The organism is Paenibacillus sp. T2-29 (assembly GCF_052921365.1).
Genome location: NZ_JBREVE010000004.1, coordinates 254,179 through 279,884, shown reverse-complemented (window position 1 = coordinate 279,884; position 25,706 = coordinate 254,179). Strand labels below are relative to the sequence as shown.

Annotated in this window: 17 protein-coding genes; 10 read left to right on the top strand and 7 right to left on the bottom strand. The window is 46.5% G+C overall.

The window, feature by feature from the left end:
• Positions 1-83 precede the first annotated feature (83 nt).
• Positions 84-794 carry a GntR family transcriptional regulator gene (locus ACU1JV_RS14000; RefSeq protein ID WP_013373714.1) on the top strand — a complete coding sequence of 237 codons (711 nt, stop codon included), beginning with the start codon at positions 84-86 and terminating at the stop codon, positions 792-794.
• 94 nt (positions 795-888) lie between these two features.
• On the opposite strand, the gene ACU1JV_RS13995 is transcribed toward ACU1JV_RS14000, so the two are convergent.
• Complete coding sequence (locus ACU1JV_RS13995; protein WP_165079895.1) at positions 889-2,430, bottom strand: family 43 glycosylhydrolase; 1,542 nt, start codon at positions 2,428-2,430, stop codon at positions 889-891.
• A 388-nt stretch (positions 2,431-2,818) separates the two neighbouring features.
• Between ACU1JV_RS13995 and hmpA the strand changes: the two genes are divergently transcribed.
• Positions 2,819-4,048 carry an NO-inducible flavohemoprotein gene (gene hmpA, locus ACU1JV_RS13990; RefSeq protein WP_044786637.1) on the top strand — a complete coding sequence of 410 codons (1,230 nt, stop codon included), beginning with the start codon at positions 2,819-2,821 and terminating at the stop codon, positions 4,046-4,048.
• Positions 4,049-4,156: 108 nt separating this feature from the next.
• On the opposite strand, the gene serS is transcribed toward hmpA, so the two are convergent.
• Entirely contained in the window at positions 4,157-5,446 is a 1,290-nt protein-coding gene (gene serS, locus ACU1JV_RS13985; RefSeq protein WP_413987204.1) for a serine--tRNA ligase, read from the bottom strand.
• Between the two features lie 579 nt (positions 5,447-6,025).
• Between serS and ACU1JV_RS13980 the strand changes: the two genes are divergently transcribed.
• The 4 genes from ACU1JV_RS13980 to ACU1JV_RS13965 all read left to right on the top strand — a co-directional run bounded on the left by ACU1JV_RS13980 (position 6,026) and on the right by ACU1JV_RS13965 (position 13,462).
• The gene (locus ACU1JV_RS13980) at positions 6,026-8,578 is read left to right on the top strand and encodes a DUF2339 domain-containing protein (RefSeq protein WP_413987203.1); all 2,553 of its coding nucleotides are present in this window, start codon (positions 6,026-6,028) and stop codon (positions 8,576-8,578) included.
• 162 nt (positions 8,579-8,740) lie between these two features.
• Positions 8,741-10,090 carry a sodium-dependent transporter gene (locus ACU1JV_RS13975; RefSeq protein ID WP_025675755.1) on the top strand — a complete coding sequence of 450 codons (1,350 nt, stop codon included), beginning with the start codon at positions 8,741-8,743 and terminating at the stop codon, positions 10,088-10,090.
• 167 nt (positions 10,091-10,257) lie between these two features.
• Complete coding sequence (locus ACU1JV_RS13970) at positions 10,258-12,312, top strand: acyltransferase family protein (RefSeq protein WP_413987202.1); 2,055 nt, start codon at positions 10,258-10,260, stop codon at positions 12,310-12,312.
• A gap of 202 nt (positions 12,313-12,514) precedes the next feature.
• Positions 12,515-13,462 (top strand): polysaccharide deacetylase family protein, encoded by a 948-nt coding sequence (locus ACU1JV_RS13965; protein WP_165079890.1) that lies wholly within the window; start codon positions 12,515-12,517, stop codon positions 13,460-13,462.
• 82 nt (positions 13,463-13,544) lie between these two features.
• Here the strand turns inward: ACU1JV_RS13965 and ACU1JV_RS13960 are convergent, their stop codons facing one another.
• The 3 genes from ACU1JV_RS13960 to ACU1JV_RS13950 all read right to left on the bottom strand — a co-directional run bounded on the left by ACU1JV_RS13960 (position 13,545) and on the right by ACU1JV_RS13950 (position 17,715).
• Entirely contained in the window at positions 13,545-14,672 is a 1,128-nt protein-coding gene (locus ACU1JV_RS13960) for a glycoside hydrolase family 88/105 protein (protein WP_013373705.1), read from the bottom strand.
• Positions 14,673-14,721: 49 nt separating this feature from the next.
• Positions 14,722-16,254 (bottom strand): MFS transporter, encoded by a 1,533-nt coding sequence (locus tag ACU1JV_RS13955; RefSeq protein WP_064962769.1) that lies wholly within the window; start codon positions 16,252-16,254, stop codon positions 14,722-14,724.
• Positions 16,255-16,365: 111 nt separating this feature from the next.
• The gene (locus tag ACU1JV_RS13950) at positions 16,366-17,715 is read right to left on the bottom strand and encodes a right-handed parallel beta-helix repeat-containing protein (protein ID WP_413987201.1); all 1,350 of its coding nucleotides are present in this window, start codon (positions 17,713-17,715) and stop codon (positions 16,366-16,368) included.
• A gap of 332 nt (positions 17,716-18,047) precedes the next feature.
• Here ACU1JV_RS13950 and lepB point away from each other — a divergent pair, with 332 nt between their 5' ends.
• Complete coding sequence (gene lepB, locus ACU1JV_RS13945) at positions 18,048-18,668, top strand: signal peptidase I (protein WP_165079888.1); 621 nt, start codon at positions 18,048-18,050, stop codon at positions 18,666-18,668.
• Positions 18,669-18,761: 93 nt separating this feature from the next.
• Here the strand turns inward: lepB and ACU1JV_RS13940 are convergent, their stop codons facing one another.
• Together ACU1JV_RS13940 and ACU1JV_RS13935 are read right to left on the bottom strand one after the other, a co-directional pair.
• A complete protein-coding gene (locus ACU1JV_RS13940) occupies positions 18,762-19,592 on the bottom strand; it encodes a carbohydrate ABC transporter permease (RefSeq protein WP_039271872.1) in 831 nt (276 codons plus the stop codon).
• Complete coding sequence (locus ACU1JV_RS13935; RefSeq protein WP_013373700.1) at positions 19,592-20,488, bottom strand: carbohydrate ABC transporter permease; 897 nt, start codon at positions 20,486-20,488, stop codon at positions 19,592-19,594. Before ACU1JV_RS13935 ends, ACU1JV_RS13940 begins: the two co-directional genes overlap by 1 nt.
• Positions 20,489-20,610: 122 nt before the next feature.
• Between ACU1JV_RS13935 and ACU1JV_RS13930 the strand changes: the two genes are divergently transcribed.
• The 3 genes from ACU1JV_RS13930 to ACU1JV_RS13920 all read left to right on the top strand — a co-directional run bounded on the left by ACU1JV_RS13930 (position 20,611) and on the right by ACU1JV_RS13920 (position 25,520).
• A complete protein-coding gene (locus ACU1JV_RS13930) occupies positions 20,611-22,470 on the top strand; it encodes a sensor histidine kinase (protein ID WP_165079907.1) in 1,860 nt (619 codons plus the stop codon).
• Positions 22,463-24,109 carry a response regulator transcription factor gene (locus ACU1JV_RS13925; protein WP_165079887.1) on the top strand — a complete coding sequence of 549 codons (1,647 nt, stop codon included), beginning with the start codon at positions 22,463-22,465 and terminating at the stop codon, positions 24,107-24,109. The genes ACU1JV_RS13930 and ACU1JV_RS13925 overlap by 8 nt, the downstream gene beginning before the upstream one ends.
• 106 nt (positions 24,110-24,215) lie before the next feature.
• Positions 24,216-25,520, top strand: a complete 1,305-nt coding sequence (locus ACU1JV_RS13920) for an extracellular solute-binding protein (protein ID WP_165079886.1) — start codon at positions 24,216-24,218, stop codon at positions 25,518-25,520.
• The last annotated feature ends 186 nt before the right edge of the window (positions 25,521-25,706 follow it).

Genomic DNA, 25,706 nt, shown 5'->3' with positions numbered 1-25,706 from the left:
CTGCAGAACCAAAAGAACCAGCGCTACCGATATTTTTGGTAAAATGCTGACATAAAACAAATTTTAGTACAGGTGGTAGACAGATGAATAAATACCAACGGATTGCACAAGAGGTCAAGAAGCGCATTATAGATAAGACCTATAGCAGTGATGATCCGATCCCCGACGAAATTTCACTGGCCAGTGAGTTCCGGGTAAGTCGGATGACGATTAAGAGGGCATTGGATACGTTGGTGTCGGAAGGGCTGTTGAATCGTAAAAGAGGGCACGGAACCTTTATCGTCAAATCGGTCTATAATGGTCCGGTTAATGTCGTTGTGAATGAAATGCTGGGGCTGACCAACGTACTGCGCGGGAAAGAAATCAAAAGTAAAATCATAGCCTTTGACGTTCAATTTCCATCTGAAGAGGTAGCGGCGCATCTATTTATTGATGCCAATTCTCCTGTGTATCATGTAGTCCGTCTGCGTATTGTAGAAGGAGAGCCGTATGTGATAGAGCGCACATACATGCCTACCAAGCTGATCAGCGGTATTACCGAGCAGGTGTTGCACGGCTCAGTGTACAAACATATTAAGGAGGAGCTGGGCCTTAATATTGTCAGTTCACATCGTACCATCCGTGCGTCCAAGTCGACCGAGCTAGATTGGGAACATTTGGATTGCGGTGCGGATGATCCAGTTTTAGAAATTGAGCAGGTAGGTTATCTGGATACGGGTATACCGTTTGAATACTCATTCTCACGGCATCGGTATGATAAATTTGTGTTTACCACAGTAAATCGGATACGTTGAGCGAATGAGTACGAAACAGGTGGTAAAGCAAACATGGCAGAAGAAGCCTATCTAATATGGGATTCTCCTGCCTGTTCTTTTTTAATGAAGCAAGTTAATGACCAAGCAACCTGACTTCATGCACCGTTGGGGTGTACCAGTTGTTTGGATTATTAAATAACACCGCATTAACAAGATTGATGCGCACGTAACGGGCTTGGAAGTTAACTTTGTCACTGGTAAAGCCATATGTGGTATTGCTTGTGCGGTCAATGGTGGAATAATGAACACCATCCGTACTATATTCGATTTTATACTTGTAATATGCCTCAGATCCTTTGTACATAAACCATGAAATATCCACTTCGCTAATCGTCTTGGTACTGCCCAAATCGACCTGCCACCATGCAGGCCAGGATGCAGATGTAGCCTTCCATGAAGTTTGAGGGTTACCATCGTTCGCCAGTGAAGCCGGAGAAGCGGAGGCGGCTGAGCTGGCAGTTGCTGTTTTGCCTTGCGCGTGATTCACAAGAGAAGGCAGGATGACTGTGCCTGTGGCAGCATCCAAATCCCAACTACTGTACCAATTGAGGGTTGCCGTTTTATTAGCATCATTCAAGGTCAGTGGCAACCAAATAAATTTGTGATCGCTCAGATTGAGCGGGTTCCAGCGGTCGCCCATATAGATGTAGCTGGTTCCAGCGTTGCCTGTAATTGTGGCGATGGAGTGGATTTGTGAGCCATAAGCCGCCGGATCGCCGAAAGGCGACAAAGCAGACCAGCTTCCAGTCATGGAGCTGGCGGTTGCATAAGCACCCTGATTCGGATACCAGCCGGATGCCTGTGAGGTAAACAGGTAGTAGGTGTTATTCTTTTTCACAACAGCGGGGGCTTCACGATAGCCATTTTCAAAAATCCAGCCAACGAACGACTGCACACCTGTATAATCGGCCGTCAGCTTGAAGATTGCCATCGTATCGTTGGCGCCGCCATTTTTACGGGAAGCTGTAATGAGGTAGCCGCTACCGTCAGTATCCGTAAATACCGTCATATCACGAGACTCATAATTCAGCGGGCGGAAGCTGCCTTGGTAAGTAAAATTCCCGTCGGGTGTATCGCTGGTAGCGACAGCTACGCGACCGAGTGAGTAGTCCGTGCCATTTTCATAGTGTGCCCATAATACATATTTTCCGGTGGATTTGTTGTAAATGACTTTGGGACGCTCAATTTTGCTTGAATTCAGCTCAGGGGCGGAATCTTTGGTGAGAATACTACTGCGGAAGGACCAATTTTTCAAATCGGTCGAGGTGTATACGTTCACTTTTTCAAATTTCCAGTTTTCGGCATGCTCGCCGTACCAATAATAAGTGGAGCCTACTTTTAGGATATTTCCGCTGTTTGCCTGAATCGGGTTACCTGCGGTGTCTTTCCAATCTGTTCCGTTCGTAATGGCTGTGCTTGCTATTGCACTCAAGGAAAGTTCTGCATTAGCGGCGTCTATACCATTCAGCGATGGGTTCATCTCGCTCCCATAGGTTGCTTGCGTAACGCCTGTAGTATTGGCATGTACCGCATTAGGTTGAAGACCTGCACCGACCACTGCGAGTATAATACAAATCCATGCGGCTAACGATTTGCTGTTGCTGATCCACTTCACGATATCATCTGCCTCCTTTAACACGGATAGGATGGGCCAGAAGGGCTTGTCCGGCACCTCATCTTTGATTTTATCTTAACTGGAAGCGTTTACAAGTGGAATAAATTGAAGTCTTTAGAATGGTAAACTGCTGTTAGAAGAAAGAGCAAATTTGATCATTACATACGAAATAGGTATATAGGGAAGCTCGTCACTTATATCAGAATTGTTTGTGATTGTGCGCTTTGTCATTGACACGTTCATGAATTATTTCAAATTTAAAGTGACTGGAATCACATAAACGATTGCTTTATGTGGGTATACTTGCTTTAATTGAGGGTTAACAAAAGGGAACTATGTTAATAACAACTATTGTTCATCTTATTTTGGAGAGAAGAGGGATACTACGATGTTAAGTGAGCAAACCATTGCAACGATTAAATCGACTGTACCTGTTTTGGAGGTACACGGAACTACGATCACCAAGCGTTTTTACCAGATGATGTTCGAGGCCCATCCCGAGCTTCTCAATATATTTAATCACGCGAATCAGAAGCAAGGACGTCAACAAGGTGCGTTGGCCAATGCTGTATATGCGGCCGCACAGCACATTGACCGTCTGGAGGAAATTCTTCCGGTGGTACGTCAGATTGCACATAAGCATCGTAGTTTGGGGATTAAGCCAGAGCATTATCCTATCGTCGGGAAATATCTGCTCGCTGCGATCAAGGACGTGCTAGGGGATGCAGCAACAGATGAGATCATCAACGCATGGGCCGAAGCCTATGGTGTGATTGCGAATGTATTTATAGATGTGGAAGCTGAAATGTACAAGAACGCTGAACAGCAGCAGGGAGGCTGGTCAGACTTCAAGAACTTTGTTGTGCAGAAAAAGGTTAAGGAAAGCGACCAGATTACGTCCTTTTATCTGGTGCCGCAGGATGGACAGGTGCTGCCTGCATTCGAGCCTGGGCAATATATCAGTCTGCAGATGCAGATTCCGGGTGAACATAACACCCACATCCGTCAATATAGCCTTTCAGATGCACCGGGCCAACCTTACTACCGGATATCCGTAAAACGCGAGGACGCCGTCGGGTCTCGCCCAGCGGGTAAAGTATCTGTGTATCTGCATGAGCAGGTGCAGGAGGGCGATGTGCTGCGGGTGTCTGCACCTGCGGGTGATTTTACGCTGGATCAGACAGATCGCAGACCTGTTGTATTGATTAGCGGTGGAGTCGGGCTAACCCCGATGGTCAGTATGTTGGCTTCCTTGGTGAAGTCTGCTCCAGATCGGCCCGTCACCTTTGTCCACGCAGCGGTCAACGGAGATAACCATGCTCTGCGTAATGAGGTGGAAAAGCTGGTCGCCACACATGCACAGGCGGCCGTTCGGTGGTGCTACAGCAGACCAACCGAGCAGGATCGTCTAGCCCAGGCTTTTCACAAGGAAGGACGTTTGGATCTAGCTTGGCTGCAATCCGTAATACCGGAACGTAATGCCCAATATTACTTTTGCGGCCCTGTGGGATTCATGCAATCGGTATACGGCCTGTTGAAGGAGTGGGATATCCCTGCATCGGATATCCACTATGAATTTTTTGGTCCTGCCAGTGCATGGGAAGCAGAAGCGCAGTGAGACATTAAAAAAGACGAAGGATCGTTGTCCTTCGTCTTTTTTGTGTTTATTACTGTGAGGAAATCCTACTCATTTGTCTCTACGCTTCTTCAGAGTGTGCCCATATTTTCATGACGTGGGCACACGCAAAAAATCCATATGCTGCGGCATATACTGGCGTAAAGCTTCTGGAATGCGGATCGAACCGTCCTCTTGTTGGTGATGCTCTAGCAGCGGGATCAAGATCCGAGGCGAAGCGACCGCTGTATTGTTGAGTGTGTAACAATATTGTAGCTTGCCGTCCGCGTTACGGTACCGGATGTTGGAACGACGCGCCTGAAAATCAAGCAGCTGGGACGACGAGTGTGTTTCGCCGTAAGCCTGTCGACTAGGCATCCATGTCTCAATGTCCACCTGCTTGTAGGTTTTTTGCGACATATCGCCTGTACAGACAGCCATCTTGCGGTAAGGCAGCTCCAACAGTTGAAGCAGATCTTCCGCATTACGCGTAATCTCCTGAAACATCATCTCTGAAGCGTCCAAGCTCGCCTCACAGATGATGACCTGCTCCACCTTGGCAAACTGGTGCACACGATACAGTCCGTGAACGTCCCTTCCGGCCGAGCCGACCTCGTTGCGGAAGCATACGGATACCGCCGCCAGCCGAATCGGATCTGTAACGTCCACAATTTCTCCGCTGTAATACGAGACCAGCGGAACTTCCGAGGTGCCTACAAGCCATTGATCCTCCCCTGCGATACGGTACGTCTGATCCAATCCAAGCGGGAAAAAGCCAGTGCTGCGCATTGCCTCGGAGCGTACCATTAATGGAACGTCCAGCAGCTGAAATCCTCGTTCGCTTAGCAGATCAACAGCAAGCTGCTGCACAGCCCGGTGCAACGCCACCCCAGCTCCCGTCAGATAGTAGTTACGGGTACCAGCTGTTTTGACACCGCGAGGCACGTCGATCAGGTTGTGAAGCTGGCCGAGCGTCATGTGATCCTTGGGTTCAAATCCAAAGTCAGGTATCGCCCCGACCCTCTCCAATTCTATATTATCTTGATCCGACTGGCCTCGCGGCGTATCTGGGGATACGATATTAGGCATTAGAAGCAAAAGCTGTTGAAATTGTTCCTCTACTTCCTGTTGCGGAACTTCCAGAAGATCTAGTCGTCCGTTAATTTCTTTAACCTGCCGCTTAGCCCGTTCCGCCTGTTCATTCTTTCCGGCATGAATCAGTGCCCCAATATCCTGACTGCACTGATTGCGTGTCTGACGAAGCTGTTCTACTTCCTGAAGCAACTGCTTTCTCCGATCATCCAGGGTTAACAATTCTGCGACCGATACCTGTATTCCTTTGTCGTCTGCTGCTCTCTGAACTTGCTCTTGATGCTCTCTGATCCATTTGATATCCAACATGACACCGCACTCCTTCTTTGGATAAAAATACAAAAAGCGCCCTCATCCACATGGGACGAGGAGCGCTTTGATCTCGCGGTGCCACCCAAATTGACCGGACAGCATGACTGATGTCATGACTCTCCAATCCACTTTGCTCCGCTTTAACGGGCGGGTCCGGTTTACTTAGGAACATATCGCCATATCGTACACTAACGTATAATCCTTGGCGTAAACGCCTCCGAGTTGGATGCTCTTCATAGGCATAATGTCGTTTGCTTTTTTGTTAGTATACGGATTTTTGGCAAGTTAATCAAGGGCGTGAGTCTGTACATTGGATTACTTCCGTTTTTCAACATGATCTTTCCAATAAAAATAAATACACAGTGTAAATAATTCGGATTTCATGTTTGCGAAGAGGAAAGGTAGGCTTTATTTCTTATGTATATCCATTCTGCTTCATCTGCGATGATGAAACTGGAAGAATATTTAAGTAATAGCCTCAATTCAGCGTCCAAAATGGGCTATAGTCTCTATAATGCTATTTTAATTTCATGTAAAATGTATTGATTACCAAAACGAACAGCGATGGAGGAGAACATGGAGGATTTTAAAGATCGTTTACATACGATCCGCCAAGAACAGAATAAGCTGCTCAAGGAGTATCAAACATTAATTGCAGATTACGAAGCTTCAGATATCATTCTGGAGAATGAGGTGCTGCGAAAAAAGTTCGAGGATTATCAGGCTCGCTGCATTCATTTGGAAGAGCGGGTACGACATATTGAGCAGGAAAATGGTAAGCTGCGTACTGCGCTGACAGAGCAAATGCTGAGCGAAAAGGCGAATATGGTTCGCATTTCGCGGGAAAAGCTGGAGACCTATTTTGCTTCCAGAACCGCAGAAGGGGAAAATCGGCTGACATCCATTGAGTATGGGGCTAAAAACCGGGTGGACCAGCTTATTCAGCAAACCACCCATGAGCTTAAAGAGGATCAGGATGAGATCGTCGTTAGACTGAGACTATTCTCAGAGGAGATTCGTGACCGGATCATGGAGCAACGCAGGCGGTTTCAGGAGGCAGAGCGCAAATTGCTTCATCAGACGGCACACGAGCTCCATCAACTCGGGGAAGAAGAGATCAGCGAAGAAACGATGCAGAAGCGTATGAAGCAGAATCAGTTTGAAATGATGCTGGGATTGAACTGGATTAACAAGCTAGGAATTTTGCTTATTATCTTGGGTGTGGGAGCCGCTTTTAAATACTCATACTCAAACTGGTTTACAGGAAATATGAAGGGCGTTGCCTTCTTTTTGCTAGGAGCGCTAATGTTGGGCGGCGGCGAGTGGTTGTATCGCAAGCAGAAGCAGACCTTTGCTCTCGGTATTTTGGGCGGCGGTATTTCTGTACTGTACGGGTCCATATTTTATAGCTACTTTTTGCTAGAAATCATAGGAATGTATACAGGCATAGGCTTGTCCGTTCTAGTTACGGTGACCGCTGTGCTGTTGTCATTAAGATATGAGTCTCGAACGATATGTTCCTTCGGTTTAGTAGGGGGATATCTTCCGTTGTTTTCCTATATGGCTGCAAACGGGTTGGAAGGAAACGCGGTGTATATTGCGATGGGTTATCTATTCCTGCTGAACCTGTTGATCCTGCTCGTATCCTTCCGCAAACGGTGGGTCATCGTGCAATATATCAGCTTTCTACTCAATACCCCATTAATGGTTGTACTCACGTGGTTATCAGACAGCACTATAGCCAGCATGCTGTATGCAATCATTACATTTGCGATGTATCTCGGGATGACACTGTGGGTGCCGTTCCGATTCAAAACAAAACTATCATGGCTGGATTTCTCCCTGTTGGCCCTGAATACAGTCGTGAGCTGTTCCGTTCTGTATTCTCTGTTCAGTGATGCAGGCCTCGATGATTACAAAGGATTGCTGGCACTCGTCTTTTGCTTGGTGTATGGGGGCTTGGGCCAATGGATTCGTCGATATATTCCAGAGGAGAAACAAACCAAAATACTATTTTATGCGACATCATTGACCTTTGCCATTCTCATGATTCCGTTCCAGTTTGGAGTCAGATGGTTGTCTATGGGCTGGTTAATCGAGGCAGTGCTCCTCACATTATATGGACATCGCTATCGCTTGAAGGAATTAGAGCGTGCAGGTTGGGGCATTCTAGGGATGTGTCTGGGCGCATTCTTTTTCATCGATTTCCCTATATATCTGTTATCAGGCTTTGAGACGGATTATTTTGGGCTCAAATATACGCTCATTACATTGGGAATGTTGATCGTTACTGTCTTTTATGCGATTGAATTTAGCCGTCCGAATGCTTTCAAAAACAATCGTTTGTACGAAATGCATATCATGCAAGGATTTAAGTATGTAGCTTTGGTGAACGTGTATTTCTATCTTTTGTATGAAGCTGGTCATTGGTATAACATCGTCGTATCTGATGAGTTTGCACATTACACCTTGTACAAGGTATTGTTGTTCACCTGCGTATCCCTGGTGTTAGCTTATTTCCTGCCTAAAGTGAGGCTGTTGTACGATCGGGTGATTAAATACTATAGCTTGGCATTGTACGTCATAGGCTACGCGCTGGCATTGGTGGTTACCGTAGCGATTCCAACCTTGCATGAGGATTACGCGCAGAATACGGCTGCTGATTACGTGGCGTTAATTGTACTGGCAGCCTTTAATGTACTGGTATTCTTCAGCAGCAGGGACTTCCTAAACGCACTGATGACTCGACAGTATAGAAGTAATGAGCTGTATCCGGTCATTATGGGAGTATATTTGTTGGGTATCATTACCGCCTTTCTCGGAGTTCAGTTCCGTCTGGGAGACGCAGGTCTTGTGTTCAGTCTGGTGTATCTGCTGCTGGCTATTTTGTATATTGTATACGGCTTCCTCAAACGAGTGGTCTACATCCGCCGATTTGGATTGGGTTTGACCCTGCTATCGACAGGTAAGCTGCTTTTGTACGATCTACATTTGTTAACGTCAGGAAGCACTATTGTAGCCTATTTCTCCTTTGGGGTTGTATTGCTGGCCATTTCGTATATTTACCAAAAAGTATCCAATCGTATGGGAGAGACCATTATTAAGAAGGATACTGAAGAAAAAATGTAGTTTTTTGTTGTATTGTGTAGATACCGAACATTATGAAAATAAATCCGGTAATAGTGAAAAATTATGCATGACCTTACATCCTACTTACGCTATAATGAGAAAAAATTATTTATGTACGCATGCTCAAGTTTATGCGTAAGTAGAGAGAATGAGGGGGATACCATGAATTTGGGCAAGGGGAAGAATAACCTGTCTGATAAGAATGAACGCTTCTCGTCGGCTGGATTCATTTTGGCAGCGATCGGGAGTGCGGCAGGACTAGGTAACATCTGGAAATTTCCGTATATTACCGGACAATATGGCGGAGCTGCATTTTTCTTGTTGTTTATTGTCTGCTTGTTGCTTGTTGGTTTGCCTGTGCTTTTAGCAGAGCTTGCGCTTGGTCGTGCAGGTCGAGGAAGTGCTGCCTCTGCAATGGTGAAAGTAGGCGGACATCCAATTTGGGGCAAGATGAGCATTATGTTTGTTATCGTGCCGTTTGTTATTTTGTCGTTCTATGCCATTGTAGGAGGATGGACACTGCATTATGCTGTAGAGGCATTTAGCGGAAGTCTGTTTTCTAATAATGATTTTGCTGGCCAGTTCGCTTCATTTTCTTCCGGCTATGCACCGTTGGTGTGGTTGTTAATTGTTTTTGCATTTACAGCAGTCGTGGTTACCCTAGGGGTATCGAACGGAATTGAAAAGTTCAATAAAATTCTGATTCCTGCTAAGGTTATCCTGTTGCTCGTGTTGATGATTAACGCTCTCATGTTGCCAGGTTCTGGTGCGGGTGTATCCTTCTTTTTGAATCCCGACTTTTCTAAGCTGAGTATTGAGTCTGCATTGGTTGCTTTGGGACATGCCTTCTTCTCCCTCTCACTGGGGATGGGGATTATGGTCACATATGGTGCTTATGTGGATCGTCGACAATCGCTGGGTGGAGCCATGCTGGCAGTTGGTGGCGGGGATTTAATTTATGCGTTTATCGCAGGTATGATCATTTTCCCTACAACCTTCTCCTTTGGTATTAACCCTGCCCAAGGACCGTCATTGGTCTTTATTGCTTTACCGGCTGCATTCTCTGCCATGCCTTTCGGAGCTTTCTTCGGTGGTTTGTTCTTCGTATTGCTGGCAGTTGCGGCATTAGGCTCTATGGTATCCCTGCTGGAGGTACCCGTAGCTTATGTTATGGAGCGGTTCCGTTGGGGCCGGGTTCGCTCGGTTGTCATCGTATCGATCCTGTGTCTGTTGCTGGGTGTCCCTTCTGCATTATCTATGGGGTTGGTTCCAGAGTTAAAGGTGGGCGACAAATCCTTCTTTGACTTTGTTGACTTCACAGCGTCCAACATCTTCTTGCCACTCGGTGGCTTACTGATTGTTATATTCACAGGGTACTACTGGAAAACTGCTGGCGAGCATGCCAATCTCAAGCCTATTTGGTTCCGTGTATGGTTGTTCGGCCTTCGCTATGTTGCACCGATCCTGATGTTGTTGGTATTCCTTCATACTTCAGGGATCATCAAATTTTAATAGATACGAATTTTAAAAAAAGGTATTTTCTTCCTAAGGGAAGAGATGCCTTTTTTTGTATATCTATCAGCAGTTACCTAACTGTGGAAAGGAATGATATAATAAAAACATTGTCATTAATTTTAACTTCAATGAAATCATTACGATTATGAATTTTTATATAATGAATGAAAAGGCTACAGGGCACCGCACAGACGATGTGCAGGAGAGGGAAAGGGCAGAAGAGCATTGAAACAGACAGAGAGTTCGAATTTGCAAGAAGGACGGCGGCTGAAATGAAGTCTAATCGGTTGTCGTCACAACGTCGTTATATGCCAGGTTTGGATGGATTAAGAGCACTGGCGGTCATCGCAGTCATTGTGTATCATCTGAATCCGGATTGGTTGCCGGGTGGTTTGTTGGGTGTAGGCGTCTTTTTTACTTTGTCGGGGTATCTGATTACAGATATTCTAGTCAGTCAGTGGGATACATATCATAGTTTTAAAATGAAAGATTTCTGGGTGCGTCGTGCCAGAAGGTTGCTGCCTGCCATGCTGACGGTTGTGGCTACCATTGTCCTGTGCTCGTTGCTTTTCGATCCGTCACGGCTTACGGCCTTGCGCGGAGATGTACCTGCTGCATTGGTGTATATGAGCAATTGGTGGTTTATTTTCCATCAGGTTTCGTATTTTGAAAGTTTCGGCCCTCCTTCTCCCCTTGGGCATCTGTGGTCGCTTGCGGTGGAGGAGCAGTTTTATATCCTGTGGCCTTTACTGCTGGCGCTTGGGCTAAAGTACATGCCCAAGCGTATTGTACTGGCCGGATGGGTGATTTGTCTGGCGTTAATATCCGCGCTCCTCATGGCCGTGATTTACGTACCGGGAAGCGATCCGAGCCGGGTATATTATGGAACGGATACACGTGGCTTTGCTCTACTGATTGGTGCGGCGCTGGCCTTGGTATGGCCAAGCGGCAAGCTGAAAGAGCATGCTTCTGCGAAGGCGCGCCTGCTTCTCGATGGCATCGGTGCAATCAGCTTGCTGCTGCTATGCCACTGGGCGTGGGCCTCGAATGAATATGATCCATCTCTGTACCGCGGCGGCTTGCTGGGGATTGCTGTGATCACTGCTATTGTGGTCGCAGCGTTGGCACACCCAGTGAGCCATCTCGGTCGCCTGCTTGGACGCAAGCCGCTACGCTGGATAGGCGCCCGTTCCTACGGACTGTATCTATGGCATTTTCCAGTTATCACGCTAACTACACCTCAGGTGGACACCGATGGTGTGCATGTGATGCGTATCGTTATACAATTGCTAGCTACCATACTGCTGGCGTCTCTCTCGTTTAAATATATCGAGGAACCGATTCGGCACGATGGATTCCGGCACTGGATTGCAGGAATTCGTTCAACGGTTCGCCGACAGGTACGGTGGAGATGGGTCTCTACAACCGCAACAGCAATGCTTTGTATAGGTATTGGTGTGGGTACAGTTCACCTGTACGTGGTATCTCCTGACGCAACGTTGCAGGCAGCATCTAGTGATGAGAAGCCAATTGCAAAGGCAAAGGCGATGCCGCCGCTTCACGGAACGGTGTCCGTAGCTTCCAAGGAGCCTACAGCCATCAAGCCACAAGGAGTCCAGGACAGTAAAGCTCCGTCTCAAGCCCAGACGCCTAAAAACACGACAGTCAAGGCTGGTACTGCGGATGGCGTTACGACGAAGACGGAACCTTCGACTACATCCAAACAGGCTAAGTCTATGACAGGCGATGGTTCGAGCGTGACCGCCATTGGAGACTCTGTCATGCTCGATGTACAGTCGTACATTGAGGAATACTTCCCGGGGGCCGTTGTGGATGGACGGATCGGCCGTCAAATGACGGAAGCGCCTGCTGTACTGGAGCAACTGAGACAAAACGGACAGCTGGGTAAGACGGTGATTATTGAACTGGGTACGAACGGCGCTTTTACCAAGGACCAGTTATCTGATCTGCTCGCCAGCCTGAAGGATACGAAGCGTATTATACTTGTGAATACCCGTGTACCACGGCCCTGGGAGAGCATTGTGAACAAGCATCTTGCCGAAGCTGCATCCCAAGATCCGCGAATTACAATGATTGACTGGTATGCAGCAAGTTCTGGTAAAAACTCATATTTTGAGCATGATGGAGTACATTTAAAACCTAAAGGCGCTAAAGCCTATGCATCTTTGCTGGCTGAGGCCCTAACGAAGCAATCTTAATGAGCAGAACCGCAATGATATTCATAAATTATGCAAATGCAAGATAAGAAACCACCGGGAAGTAGGTTGTCCGTCCCCTGGTTGAAGTGCACCCTTAAACTTTCATTGGCTAAACCTCAGAGTTTTGCAATGTTCGTTGTAAGGTGCCCTTTCACCCTGCTCCGGTGGTTTTTCTTATTTTGGTGTGGAGGTACATAATCTAATGGAAAAGGGTTATTCACATAGTAGAACAAGTGAGCACCGCTTGAAGAGGAACAGAAGAAGGCTGATACTGATTGCTATTATATTATTTGTGGCAGGCTGTATTACTTTTATTGCGATAAAGGTCTCGGATAGCAAGCCACACGCGCCGACCCAGGAGCTTGCTAAAAAAATGGATTCCGGCTCATCAAATATTAAATCCAGCGCAGGGGCAAAGGGTAAAGCGGCCTCTCCAAAAAACGATCCCGATGTAGAAGACGGTGCCTTTGTCGAAAAATATTTAAATCAGCAAATGCTAGGACAAATGCCCGATGGAGCTGATGGTAAAAAAGTGGCTTACTTATCCTTTGATGACGGACCATCCGTGACGGTCACACCTCAGATATTAGATATTCTGAAAAAGCAGAAGGTCAAGGCAACCTTTTTTATTGTAGGTAAAGAAGCCAATGAAAATGAGCATACCAGGAACCTTATCAAAAGAATTGCCAAAGAGGGTCACGCGATAGGGAACCATACGTACTCACATAATTATAAATATTTATATCCGAACAGACGAGTAAATACGGATCATGTTATGCAGGAGATCGAGAAGAACAATCAGGTTCTAAAAAGCATTCTGGGGCCAGAATTCTCCACCAGAATGATCCGCTTCCCTGGGGGCCACATGACATGGAACAGAAGAGATCCACAGGGAATGGCTGCTCTGGATAAGGTTTTGCGTCAAAAGGATTACCATCAGGTGGACTGGAATGTATTAACGAAGGATGCAGAGGGAAGATCCAAGAAAGCACCGGCACTAATCAACCAGTTTATAAGGTCAGTCAAAGGTCGAGAAAAAGCAATCATACTCATGCATGACACCTATGGTAAAGAAGAAACGGCCAAAGCATTGCCACAAATCATAGAATATCTGAAGAAACAGGGATATGAATTTAAAGTTATGAAGTAAGTAAGGTAGGCATAAATGAGGAAAGGACGGGGCTGATCGCCACCGTCCTTTGTGCTATCTAAGAGTATATAGTCCGCATCGTTTAGATGCGCTCCGCTTCACCCATCGCCTGAATGAAAGCGCCAATACCTTTGGGATCGTTAGTTATAATCGGCTCACTGATATAGTAAGCGAAGGTACCATCCCGGCGATCCTTACCTCCCAGACCGCTTACTTGTACTGTTTTGTTCAGATTCACAAGTCCTTCTTCAGTAATCGTGATAAACTCATCAATAATACCTTTACGGATGATTTCCGCTTCTTGACGATAATGCTCTGGCAGATAGCCTTTGCGAACACCTTTAGCAATAGCATATAGAATCATGCAGGAAGCAGATGCTTCCAGATAGTTGCCTTTCACATGGCCCAGATTGAGCACCTGATAAAAGACGCCGCTTTCCTTATCACGCACTTTCAGCAAGGCCTCCAGTGTTTCGTTCAGCATATCGATCAAGACGGGACGATCTGCATGATCTTCTGGGATGTAGTCCAGCACGTCGACGAGTGCCATGACAAACCAGCCCATTGAGCGGCCCCAGAAATTTTTGGAACAGCCTGTTTCCGGGTTGCACCAAGGCTGCTCCAGCTTCTCATCCCAAGCGTGATAGAGCAGACCTGTTTCAGGATCACGCGTATGCTTGTAGCATAGCTTGAATTGCAGGGTCACATCGTCAAACTCTGATGGATCTCCGAATTCGCGAATAAACTCAGCATAGAACGGGGCACCCATGTACAAGCCGTCAAGCCAAATTTGATACGGATAAATTTGCTTATGCCAGAATGCGCCCTCGCTTGTGCGTGGATGTTTTTCCAGCTGACTGCGTAATTGGAAGGCTGCCTTTTTATAGCGTTCATCTCCTGTGGCACGATACAGAGTGAAGAGCAGCTTACCGTTATTTACGTGGTCAATATTGTACTCATCTACTTTATAGCGCTGAATCACGCCATTTTCGTCAACAAAGTGATCCATATGTTTTTTTATATATTCCATATACTTGGGATCACCTGTCAGTTCGCCAACCCATTCCAGACCTCTGTAAATCACGCCATGGTCATATTCCCATTTCTCATAACGTTCTGGACTCCGTTTAAGCACGGATTCGCTCATACGTACAGCCCAGGATTCTGTTTTTGTAGGATTGGTTGTTGGTTGCGAAGTTGAATTTGCCATGATACAGTCACCTCTTCAGTAAAGTTTAATCTGTAATTGTTATTGCTGATTACATAGACGGAGTGTGTGTCTTAGGGTCAACGGGTCTGCTCTTGAAGCCCACATTGTTGTTGCCCCAGCACCGCTCGTAGCTGAAGCCTGTCAGCTGTTCGAACACTTTGCGAGCCTCTGGCTTGGCTGATTTCATCGAGCCGCCGTTTTTGAGGCGGTCAATCTCGGCGATTAGCTTCTTGTGGCTGTCAATATCCAGCTTCATTACGACAGAAGCAATCATCCCGATGATCGCGAGAACGATCGTACCCACCACGAGTACATAAAAGATAGCGTGCTGAGCAGAGACTGGCTGACTTTCAGCTCCGGATACAAAGCCAAAGTGCTGTAACACCCAGCCGAGAATGAAAACGACAACGGCCCGCACCATTTTTCCGGCAAAAGTCATCATACCCGCATAAATACCTTCCCGGCGACGACCAGTTAACGCTTCATCCACATCGGCAAGGAACGTGTATTGATTCCAAGGGATGTAGTAGACGCCACCCGTACCAAGTCCCATGAACAGTGTGATGACATATAGCCACATCATTGTATTAGAGGCTCCCGTCATATAGAGCAGGCCATAACCTGCTACGCTAAAGCAAACGACGACGAGTGCGGCGATGAAAGGCATACGAAACCCTTTACGCACACAGAATTGGATGAAGAAATAGGTAGAAATTAATTGAATGACAGAGTTAAAGCTGTTCAGATTGGATACCATCTCCGAGCTTTGGAACAAGGAGAAGACAATAAAGTACGTAAAAGCTGAAGTAAACAGCCACTCAGCTGAAAATCCGCCCAGGTACATCCCAAGATGATGACGGAACGTCTTGACCCGAAAAGTAGAGGAAATGTCGATAAACAACTTTTTCATGGAATCTATAAAGGAAAGCGGAGCTTCACCTTCCAGTTCCTTTTGCAGTTCTTCACTTGGACGTTCCCAAGAGTTTTTGTACAAGAAAGCCATGGCAATCAGCAGAATTGCTGCAAAAACGAGACCGGTATACAAGAAAGGCAATGGAGAGTCTTTGCCGTAAGCAGCAATAAAGCGACCAGGGATAAAAGCGGCAGCAAAATTGGCGATTTTACCAAACATGGCCTTCCATCCAGTCAATCTGGAGCGTGCGCCGAAGTCTCGGGTCATCTCGGACGCTAGTGCTTCATACGGCACCATGACAGAGGTGTACACCAGTTCAAACAGCACGTACGTACTCAGGTAATACCAGAAGCCCAGCCCATCTATCCAAAGCATCGGATACACGAGCATCAGCGGGATACCCATCATGATGAAAAAACGGCGTCTGCCGAATTTACGGCCTAAGCGGGTTCGGTGAAAGTTATCGCTGATAAAGCCCATGATCGGATTGCTGACCGCATCTATGATGCTGGCAACAGAGAAAATGGCTGCGGCCTGAACAGGAGACAGTCCGCAAAAGGTTGTATAAAAGTACATTAACCATGCACCGCTAATAGCAAGTGCGCCACTTCCCAGCATGTTACCGCTTCCATAGGCAAGTGTATGTTTCAGTGTGATTTTTCGTTCCATGATCTGTTCACCTCATATTTTGTCTGGTTATGAGGACAATCACCGGTCGCTATATTATGCAGAATTGTCTAGGTTGGTAGATGGGCCAGGCGTCCTGATTAGGTAGAGCTTTTACCGTGCCCCTATATTTCCGCTCGGAGTACCCGAGCCAATCAGATCGCTTCCTTTGGCCAGCTTAAGGAAATCACCCAGCTGGATGGAACCGTCTGCGCCTCGAGTGATGGAAGGCACGAGACTGACAAAGTCGTCTGCACTGGCTGCGAGACCTTTGGCATTCGTCGTTTTTTTGTTTTTCCACCAAACGTTTGAGTTATCTTGATCTGTGCCACTTGTTTTATCACTTGCTGTTCCTTCAAAAGAGAGATTGTTAATGAACACGTGTTCACCCTTATCAAAGGCGAAATTGCTTTGTCCATTGTCCCATGAAGTATTGTTGGTCAAAGTAATTGTGCCAGGGTTGCTATTGTAGGTGAATCCGTGTTTTTTGTTCTGGAAAGCAATACTGTTTTTTACAATATGGTTGACTTTGATTTTGTCTCCACCCAGCTTAAAGCCGTTGCCGTCACTGTTCGCAGTAGACGTTCCATCAGAGGTTTGCCCGTTGTGATGGGCCACACTGTTCAAAATGGTTACGGCACCGATAGGGCCTGTTTCCGTTTTGCTGTACAGATCCCAGCCATCGTCTACGTTGTACGCTGCCAAGCAGTTATCGAACACATTGCCTGATCCTACAGTCAGCTTGGCTGCGAAGCCATCGGCATCCTCACCATTATCGGGATCGGCATTATCGTGAGAGTAGGAATTCAAGATCAAATTGTTCGCAGGCCACTCACTGGTGGAAGCGTTAGGGGAATAACGCCCGAGTTGAAGTCCGGTGTCCCGATTGTGGTGGGTTTCCACATTTTCAATTCGGTTATTACTGCCGCCGATATAGATACCGTTATCTCCGGCACCTTTGACTTCAAGACCTTTGACCAGCCAGAAGTCTCCGTTAAGCTGAAGTCCCCGATTGGCTGAACCAAAGGCCTGAGCAGAAAAATCAAGTACAGGCTTTTCGCTACCGTAAGCGACTAACCCCTTGAGTGAGCCGTTACTGCCGTTATTTCCACGCTGAATTGTAATCGTTGAAGAGTAGGCGTAGTTACCACCGCGCAGGTAGATGGTTTTACCAGGAGCAATTTGTGTCAGTGCTGCTTCGAGGGTGGTAGGACTAGATATCGTGCCTGGATTGGACACGTTACCATTAGGAGCCACATACAAATCACCTGCCGCTAACGTGGTGGAAACAGCTGCTGAATCGGTTGCGCTGACGGCCTCCTCTGTGAGTGTGGTAGAGGGGAGGTTGTTGGATGGAACATCTGCGTAAGCGGTTCCAATAAAGAAAGAAGAAGCAAAAACAAAAGAAACACCGAGTCTTAGAGCGTTAAAGCCGTTTTTTGAACGATCATTCCGTTTAAACATGTAAATTCCTCCTTATCTGAGCTCATATTTTAAAAGAAGATAGCACATATAAAAGTGGATCATGCTGTCTTTCCATTAAAAAACAGGACACCTCCTGGGGGGACAGATTGATCTATCATAAGTCCAAAACGCTCTAAGAAGTATATGCACAGTGTAATATATGTTAACGTTTGCATCAACAGTTTTTTGTTGTTTTTTTGATATTGTGAAAAAAAAGTTCACACTTTTGTTTCAACTAAAAATATGGTTTTGCAAGGCTGGGAAAATTTGATTATACTTAAACATTATACATATAATAGAAATGAAAACTGTTGAAAAGGTGGGTTTAGCGCATGGAGAGCGGGAAGCATTTGACGAGTTCAACTTCCGAACCATTGCAGGAAAAGCGACCGCGAATGAACAATGAGATGATCGATTGGCTTAAGGCAATTATTGTTGCCATTGTGCTCGTGTTCATTATACGTTGGCTGTTATTTGCGCCATTTATTGTTGAGGGAGCATCCATGGAACCGAATTTCAAAACAGATGAACGAGTGGTCGTGAATAAGGTAATTTACGATTTTCGTGACCCCAAGGCAAGCGAGGTTGTTGTATTCCATGTAAAAAAGGAACAAAAGGACTTTATTAAGCGTGTTATTGGAGTGGCTGGAGATACCATTCAGTATCAAGGTGATCATCTTTATGTGAACGGTAAGAAAGTAGAGGAGCCATACATTCAAGGAGCTATCCAAGATGCTCACGCCAAGGGAGAATTATATAATAATGTGGACTTCCCAAACGGATCCATAACCGATTCCAAGGTTCCTGAGGGGTATATTTTTGTGATGGGTGACCACCGCAATAATAGTAGGGATAGCCGTGCTATTGGTTTTGTTTCCATCAAGGACATTGTTGGACGTGCGGATGTGATCTTTTGGCCGATGGATAGCGCGCAATGGGTTAAGCATAAATAATGTCAGAGTACGGGCATGGACATCACGAAGACAAGAGGACTTGCGTAAACTTTACGCAAGTCCTCTTTGGGCCATCTGTAAGGGATAGTTGTCTCAGCCTTTGACGGCCCCGGCCACTACGCCCTTAACAATATATTTTTGCAGAAAGATAAATACGATAATGGAGGGCAGCACAGCCATTACCATCGCGGTCATGGCATATTGCCAGTCTGATGTATATTGCCCAACGAAGGTATAGGCAGCCAGCGTAAGTGTTTTGGTGCTGGGTGAGCCGTTAACCATGAGAAGTGGAAGTAGAAAATCGTTCCATATCCACATCACGTCGATAATAACAATAGTGGCGGTGACCGATTTCAGCAGAGGAAAGATGACGGAAAAGAAAAGCCGAAAGCCTGAGGCTCCATCAATCTTGGCGCTTTCGTCAATCTCGACCGGAATGCCTTTCACGAAGCCGTGATAGATAAACACTGCCAGCGGGGCTCCGAAACCCCAGTATAGCAGGCCAAGTCCCCAAGTGCTGTCTGCCAAATTTAAGTCTTTTGCCAGTCGCAGGACAGTGAGCATGATGGACTGAAACGGGATCAGCATCGGCATAATGCATAGCATGTAAATCACGGAGCTCCATTTGCTTTTGGTTCTTGCCAGCTTGTAGGCCGCGATGGAGGATATCAGTACGATACCTGCCAGGCCGACGACGGTGATAATCGTGTTATTCAGAAATAAACGAGGATAGTCAATGAACTTCCATACGTATACGTAGTTATCCAGCGAAAGCTGCTTGGGCAGCGCAATGACGTCGGTCATGACCTCAGCAAAGCTTTTGAACGAATTGTTAATGGCGAGAAACAGCGGGTACAAGAATAACAGCGATAATACAATCATGCCCGCTTCCAGCAAAATACGTCCTGTACGGCTGCGTTGCATCAGGCTTCAACCTCCCTGCGTTTGAAAATAGACAATTGAATAATCGTAATGATCAGTACTGCAACGAATAAAATCAAGGCTTTGGCTGTTCCGTAGCCATACAGATTGTTCTGGAACGTATCTCGGTAAATATCATACGCAATGCTGTATGTCGTACCTCCTGGTCCACCGCCAGTCAGAGATAAAATGACGTCAAACACCTTGATCGAGTTGGTCAGTGCCATGAAGACCGAGATCGTAATCGAGGGTGCGAGCATTGGCAAAATAATACTGAAAAATCTCCGGATCGGCCCTGCTCCGTCAACGATGGCAGCCTCTTTTAGATCCTCAGGTACAGATTGCAAACCTGCAATATAAATGACCATGTAAAAGCCAATGGATTGCCAGATGGATACCGCCAAAATGGAAATAAACGCGAGCCCTTCCTCGCCTAGCCAACTGAGCTGGAAGATGCCCCAGCCTGTACTGTGGTCCAGTGACTCAAAGCCTTGCATAAAGATGAATTTCCATATAAAGCCGACAATAACGAGGCTGAGGATATAAGGTATAAAGAAAGCCGCGCGTAGCCAGGCCGAGCTTTTGAGCTTCATGTCGAGGACGAGTGCCAGCAAAATGGCCAGCACGTTTACCAGCACAATGTACAAAATGGCGTATTTGATTGTAAACCAGGCTGCATGTGCAAAGTTAGCGTCTCCGAGCAGGATTTGCTTGAAGTTATCTAGACCCACGAATTTCGGATGTTTGGATATGCCGTTCCACTTGGTCAGGGAATAGCGTATCGTCATCAAAAACGGAATATAAAATGCAATTGTAATGCACAAGATTACGGGCAGTGTGAATAAACCAAATTCCAGCTTGCTGCCCTTGTCGCCCCATGTTCCCCTTTTTTTCAGCATAACGCACCTCTTTTTCTCAGCATTTTCCGGTCTTTCGCTCCAAGCTGTTTAAGATATAATGAAAGTATAGGATAGCCCCTAGGGCCGGACCAATGGATTTAAGAAAACAGTTGAGGGTAAAAATGTGTACGCTTTCAAAAGGGGCGGTTATCATGATGTCAGGGCGTGTAGGGACAATTCTTCGATCCATGTGGAAGCGGATTACGCAAAAATTAGTGAACAAGCTCATTCTGCTTTTTACGTCGGTCATTATTCTGGTGGTGGGCTCACTCACGATTATTTCCTATCAGATGATTGAAAAGGAGTCAGTCAACCATAGCATCGCCAGCACGACGAATAATCTGCTGCTGGTCAATCAGAATTTGGAGGATTACTTGGAGGGGATGCAGCAGCTGGCTCTGCCACAGCTTCGCTATAACGATATCATGAACGCGATTGCTAATGAGAATCGGGACTATGCTGCACGAATGGTCATTGAAAATTACTTGCGCAACATGTTTTATTCCCGCAATGATCTGGAAGCGATCTATCTATATGTGGCGGACCGCCATCAATACTACGTAGTGACTAGGGAGACGTATAACATAACGGTACGCAAAGGAATAAACACGGATCTTCCCAAGCTTCCCTGGTATAAAGAGGCGATGGCCAGCACTGCAAACGAATCTTTTCAATCTTTTGTGGAATCCCGCTCTGATATGGGCTATGTGGCGCCGCAAGCCAGTTTTATGGCTTACCATCGAGTGCTGAGATCGATTGCATCCCGTCACCCGCAGGCAGTGTTGTCCTTTTATTACAACACGAGCGCTGTAGATGAAATCATGCGGAATATTCCACTGGGTAAAGGGGATCAACTGATGCTGATCAGCCCCGAACGGGTTCCCTTTTATGTGAACAGTCTTCCGCTGTATGAACGAATGCGTGATTCTGGAGTATTAGCTCAGATCGGAGAGGGAGGAAGCGGACAAGTAACGTGGTCAGACAGCAACAGCAACCAGGAGTATTTGGTCGTTTATGATGCAGGCCAAAAGGACGGGTGGCAGCTCATCAAGCCGATTCCATACCGCCAAATTTATGAAGCCGCTACGACCACACGGAATTGGAGTTATGTCATCGGGGCTTTATTTTTAGGTGTGTCTATTATTTTGGTGACATTGACCTCGAACGCGATTACCCGACCTTTACATAAGCTATCTACCCAGATGAAACGGTTCAGCACCGGAGATTTTGAGGCAAGGGCTCCTGTGAAGGGGCACGATGAGATTGCCTATTTGTCGCTGCATTTTAACGAAATGGTCCAAAGAACCGAAGAACTTATTAATGAGCGCTATCGTATGAAGCTGGTCGAAAAGAATGCCATACTCAAGGCGCTGGAGGCTGAGATTAATCCCCATTTTCTGTACAATGCCTTACAAGCCATATCCACACAGGCATTAAAGCGGGAGATGTTCGACATGGCGGATATGGTGGATGCATTGGCCCAAACTCTGCGCTATTCCATCAACGGCAAGGATATTGTAGCTGCCCGCGAGGAGCTCAGGCATATTGAACGGTATATAGGTCTGCAAAAGGCAAGATTCGGGGCGAGACTCCGAGTCGAAGTGGTATGGGAGGACACGCTGATGGAGCTGCCGATTCCGAGGTTATCCGTGCAGACGTTGGTAGAAAACTCTATCAAGCATGCGTTGGAAAAAGTATCAAGCGACATTCTGATCGACATTTCGGCCGAATCAGGTGCTACAGACGCTACAATTGCAGTCAGGGACAACGGACCTGGAATTTCAGAGGACAAGCTGAAAGTAGTGCTGGATTCGTTCGATGAAAAATGGGAAGACCGGGAGAGCGAGCATATTGGCCTGAAAAATCTGAACACACGGTTGAAGCTTTTGTATGGAGATCAGGCAGGGTTATTCATACTTACGGATGAAACAGGAACAGAAATGAGAATGCAAATTCCCCGGGGAGGAGTCAGCCATGTATAACGTATTGATTATTGACGATGAAGAACCGTTACGCGAAGCCATTCGTATTGTTGGAGACTGGGATCGTCTGGGTATCGAACATATTTATGAGGCGACGAATGGAAAGTTGGGAATGGAGCTGCTGGGTCAGCACCCTATCGATGTGGTGATGGTCGATATGAAAATGCCGGAGATGAATGGCATCGAATTTCTTCGTGTTATCGAGAAGGCGTATCCCCATCTGCTGACGATTGTCATTAGTGGCTACAACGACTTTGAATTTACACGACAAGCGATTCAATCGCGGGTGGTAGATTATCTGCTTAAACCTATCAACCGCCAGGATCTGAATCAGGCACTGCGCAAGGCGGTGGACATTCTGGAAAGCCGTAAGCAAAGCCAAGACGAGTTCATTAATCAGAGCATTACGCTAAATATGTCACTACCGAAGCTGAAAGAAAAGCTCTATATGTCCATTTTGGACGGTAGCTTTAAAAAGCAGGCCAATACCGCGTTGCTGCCATTGATTGGAGCAGATCAGCAGGAGAACCGCTTTGGCGTGATCGTGCTGCGGCTGCTGAACAGGGATGAGATTCGCAGGACACGTTTTCATGGCGATGCCGATCTGATGGATTTTGCTGTAACGAATGTATTAGCGCAGACATCAGATGAACGGTTGCGTTGTTTTAGCTTCCCCCATCCGCGAAGAGAGCGTGAGGTCGTTTCTATCTGTACCCTGGCCTCAGGACAACAAGAACATATGTCCCTCCTACTGGCACAGGTGGCACAGAAGGCGGTTGCGAACCTGCATGGGCTGTTCAATATGGTGGTAGCAGCCGGCGTGGGCAAGCTCTGTACAGACGTGGTGGAGTTGGCTTCTGCTTATAGGGATGCCAAGACGCTCATTCGCAGCACGGATGTGTTGAAGTTGGAAGGAGAATCTATTCTCCATACGGTGCCCCGGCAAGTGGGTGCGTCAGAGGAAGTGCCATGGACGGATCGACTGTTGTCGATCCAAAAGGATGCTCAGACCGGTCAAGCAAACCGGGCAAAGGTACTACTGAGCGATCTGTTGAAGCAATTGGCAGCAGGCTCTGTTTTCCGTTTGCAGGATGCGGACCGATTGCTGCGGGAGTTCCATTTTTTACTGAGAGAAGCAACGATTGAGCTGGGTACGCCTGTGTCTGCGCCTAATCAGGAGGAAACCTTAGGAGAACTGGGGCGCGTGGTTGAAGGCAATCTGTCTGCTGATTTTACGAGCCTTGCCGACTATAGTCAGAGATTACACCGCATGCTGGAGCTTTACATTGCCGGGGTCCAACATGCACAAGCGGGAAACCAGCCCTTTGATATTACAGAAATCAAAAGGTATATCGACCGTTACTATTTTGAAGATATCAAAATCTCATTTTTTGCCGAAACCTATTTTTTGAGCCGGGAATATCTGATGAAATTGTTCAAACAGCAGTTTGGTTACGGCATTCACGAATATGTACAGAAGGTCAGAATGGACAAGGCAAAGGAACTGCTGGGTGATTCCAGTCTGAAAATTCAGGAAATTTCCGATATGCTCGGTTACAAGGATAAAAACTATTTCAGTAAGGCTTTTCGCAATTATTATCAGGTGTCACCGTCGGAGTATCGCGTGAGCCTGCAATAAACCACTTTTTTACCCTTAACGCTTCACTAATCTGCCTTTTTAAATTGGACTATATTTTTTAGAATGAGCGCATGGACGTTGATCACAAACAAATGGGGGAGTATCCATGTTAAAGAAGATGATGGCGTTATCCGGCAGTTTGCTTTTGACGGTCGGTTTGTTGAGCGGATGTGGAGGCAGCGGCGGCACAGATGCGGCTAAAGAAAGCACTGGCGGCAAAGGAGATTTGAAAACGGTTACAATAAATATGTTTACAGCCTCACCGGAGTATACCGATGCTTTTAACGCGTATATCGAGGAGTATAAGAAGGTCAAACCTAATGTGAAGATCAATCTGGAGATCATGCAGGCAGACTACAACACAATTCTCAAGTCAAAAATAGCTTCAGGTAGTACACCGGATGTGTTCCAGACCACAGCCGGAGGCGACATCGACACCTATGCTGATTATAGTGCCGATCTGACCAATGAACCGCTGGCAGCAGCCATGACGGATGCTGTCCGGGCGAATATGAGTTCCAGTGACGGCAAAGTGTTGGGATTCCCAGTCAAGGGGAACCTGTTTGCGTTGATTTACAACAAAGATTTGCTTACCAAGGCTGGGATAACCTCCCCACCGAAGACAATTGCGGAGATGCAGGATGCTGTTACTAAGCTAGAGGCGAAAGGTATTACTCCATTTGCTAATGCGTATAAAGAGTGGTGGGTATGGAAGCATATCTTCCAACACTATGTAGATGCTGCTGCGCAGGATGCTGGCGTAGAGCCGAAGCAACTTGTTAATGATTTTATTGCAGGTAAAGCGAAAATCAAGGACTACCCCGTGCTGTACAACAACTTCTTTAGCTTCATCGATCTGACGGTGAAGCATGGTACAGATAAGCCGCTGGAACGGGACAGCAATGCAGAAGTGAGCGATTTTGCCTCTGGTAAAGCTGCGTTTATGACGGGCAAAGGTGCATGGGACGAGGAAGCAATCAAGAAAATTAATCCTGATCTCAAGATAGGCATCATGGGATATCCGGTGAGTGACAAAGCGGATCAATCAGTCATCATTACTGGTGCGGATCAGGCGCTGCGTATCAACAAGGATTCCGAAGTATCCAAGGAAACGATTGAATTCTTCAACTGGCTGTACACTTCGGAATACGGTAAGAACTGGTTCTCCCAAGTAGCGAAGGTAATCCCTCCAATCAAGGATGCGCCGCTTCCTGATCTGGAAATGCCTAAGGAAATGGAGAGCATTTTGAAAACATCCAAGTCTGGTGATCTGTCTGTCAACTACTCGCTGGATACATTCCACCAAAAGTTTGGCGAGCTGATGCAAGCTTATATTAGCGGCAACATGAACAAGGATCAGGCGGTTGCAGAGATTGAGAAGGCATGGGTTCAATTAGGCTCAGCGCAATAAGACTAGTTTTCGCAGAGGTGCCCGTAAGGGCGCCTTTTTGTGTTATGGCTAAGAGTCTGGAAAAATGCAGACAAAAAAATATTTAATAATATTTAAATATTTACTTGCAAAAAGTTATTAAGTTGTGGATAATAGATTGTGTGCAATATATCTACAACATACGATATACATAATGACTGCACGGTG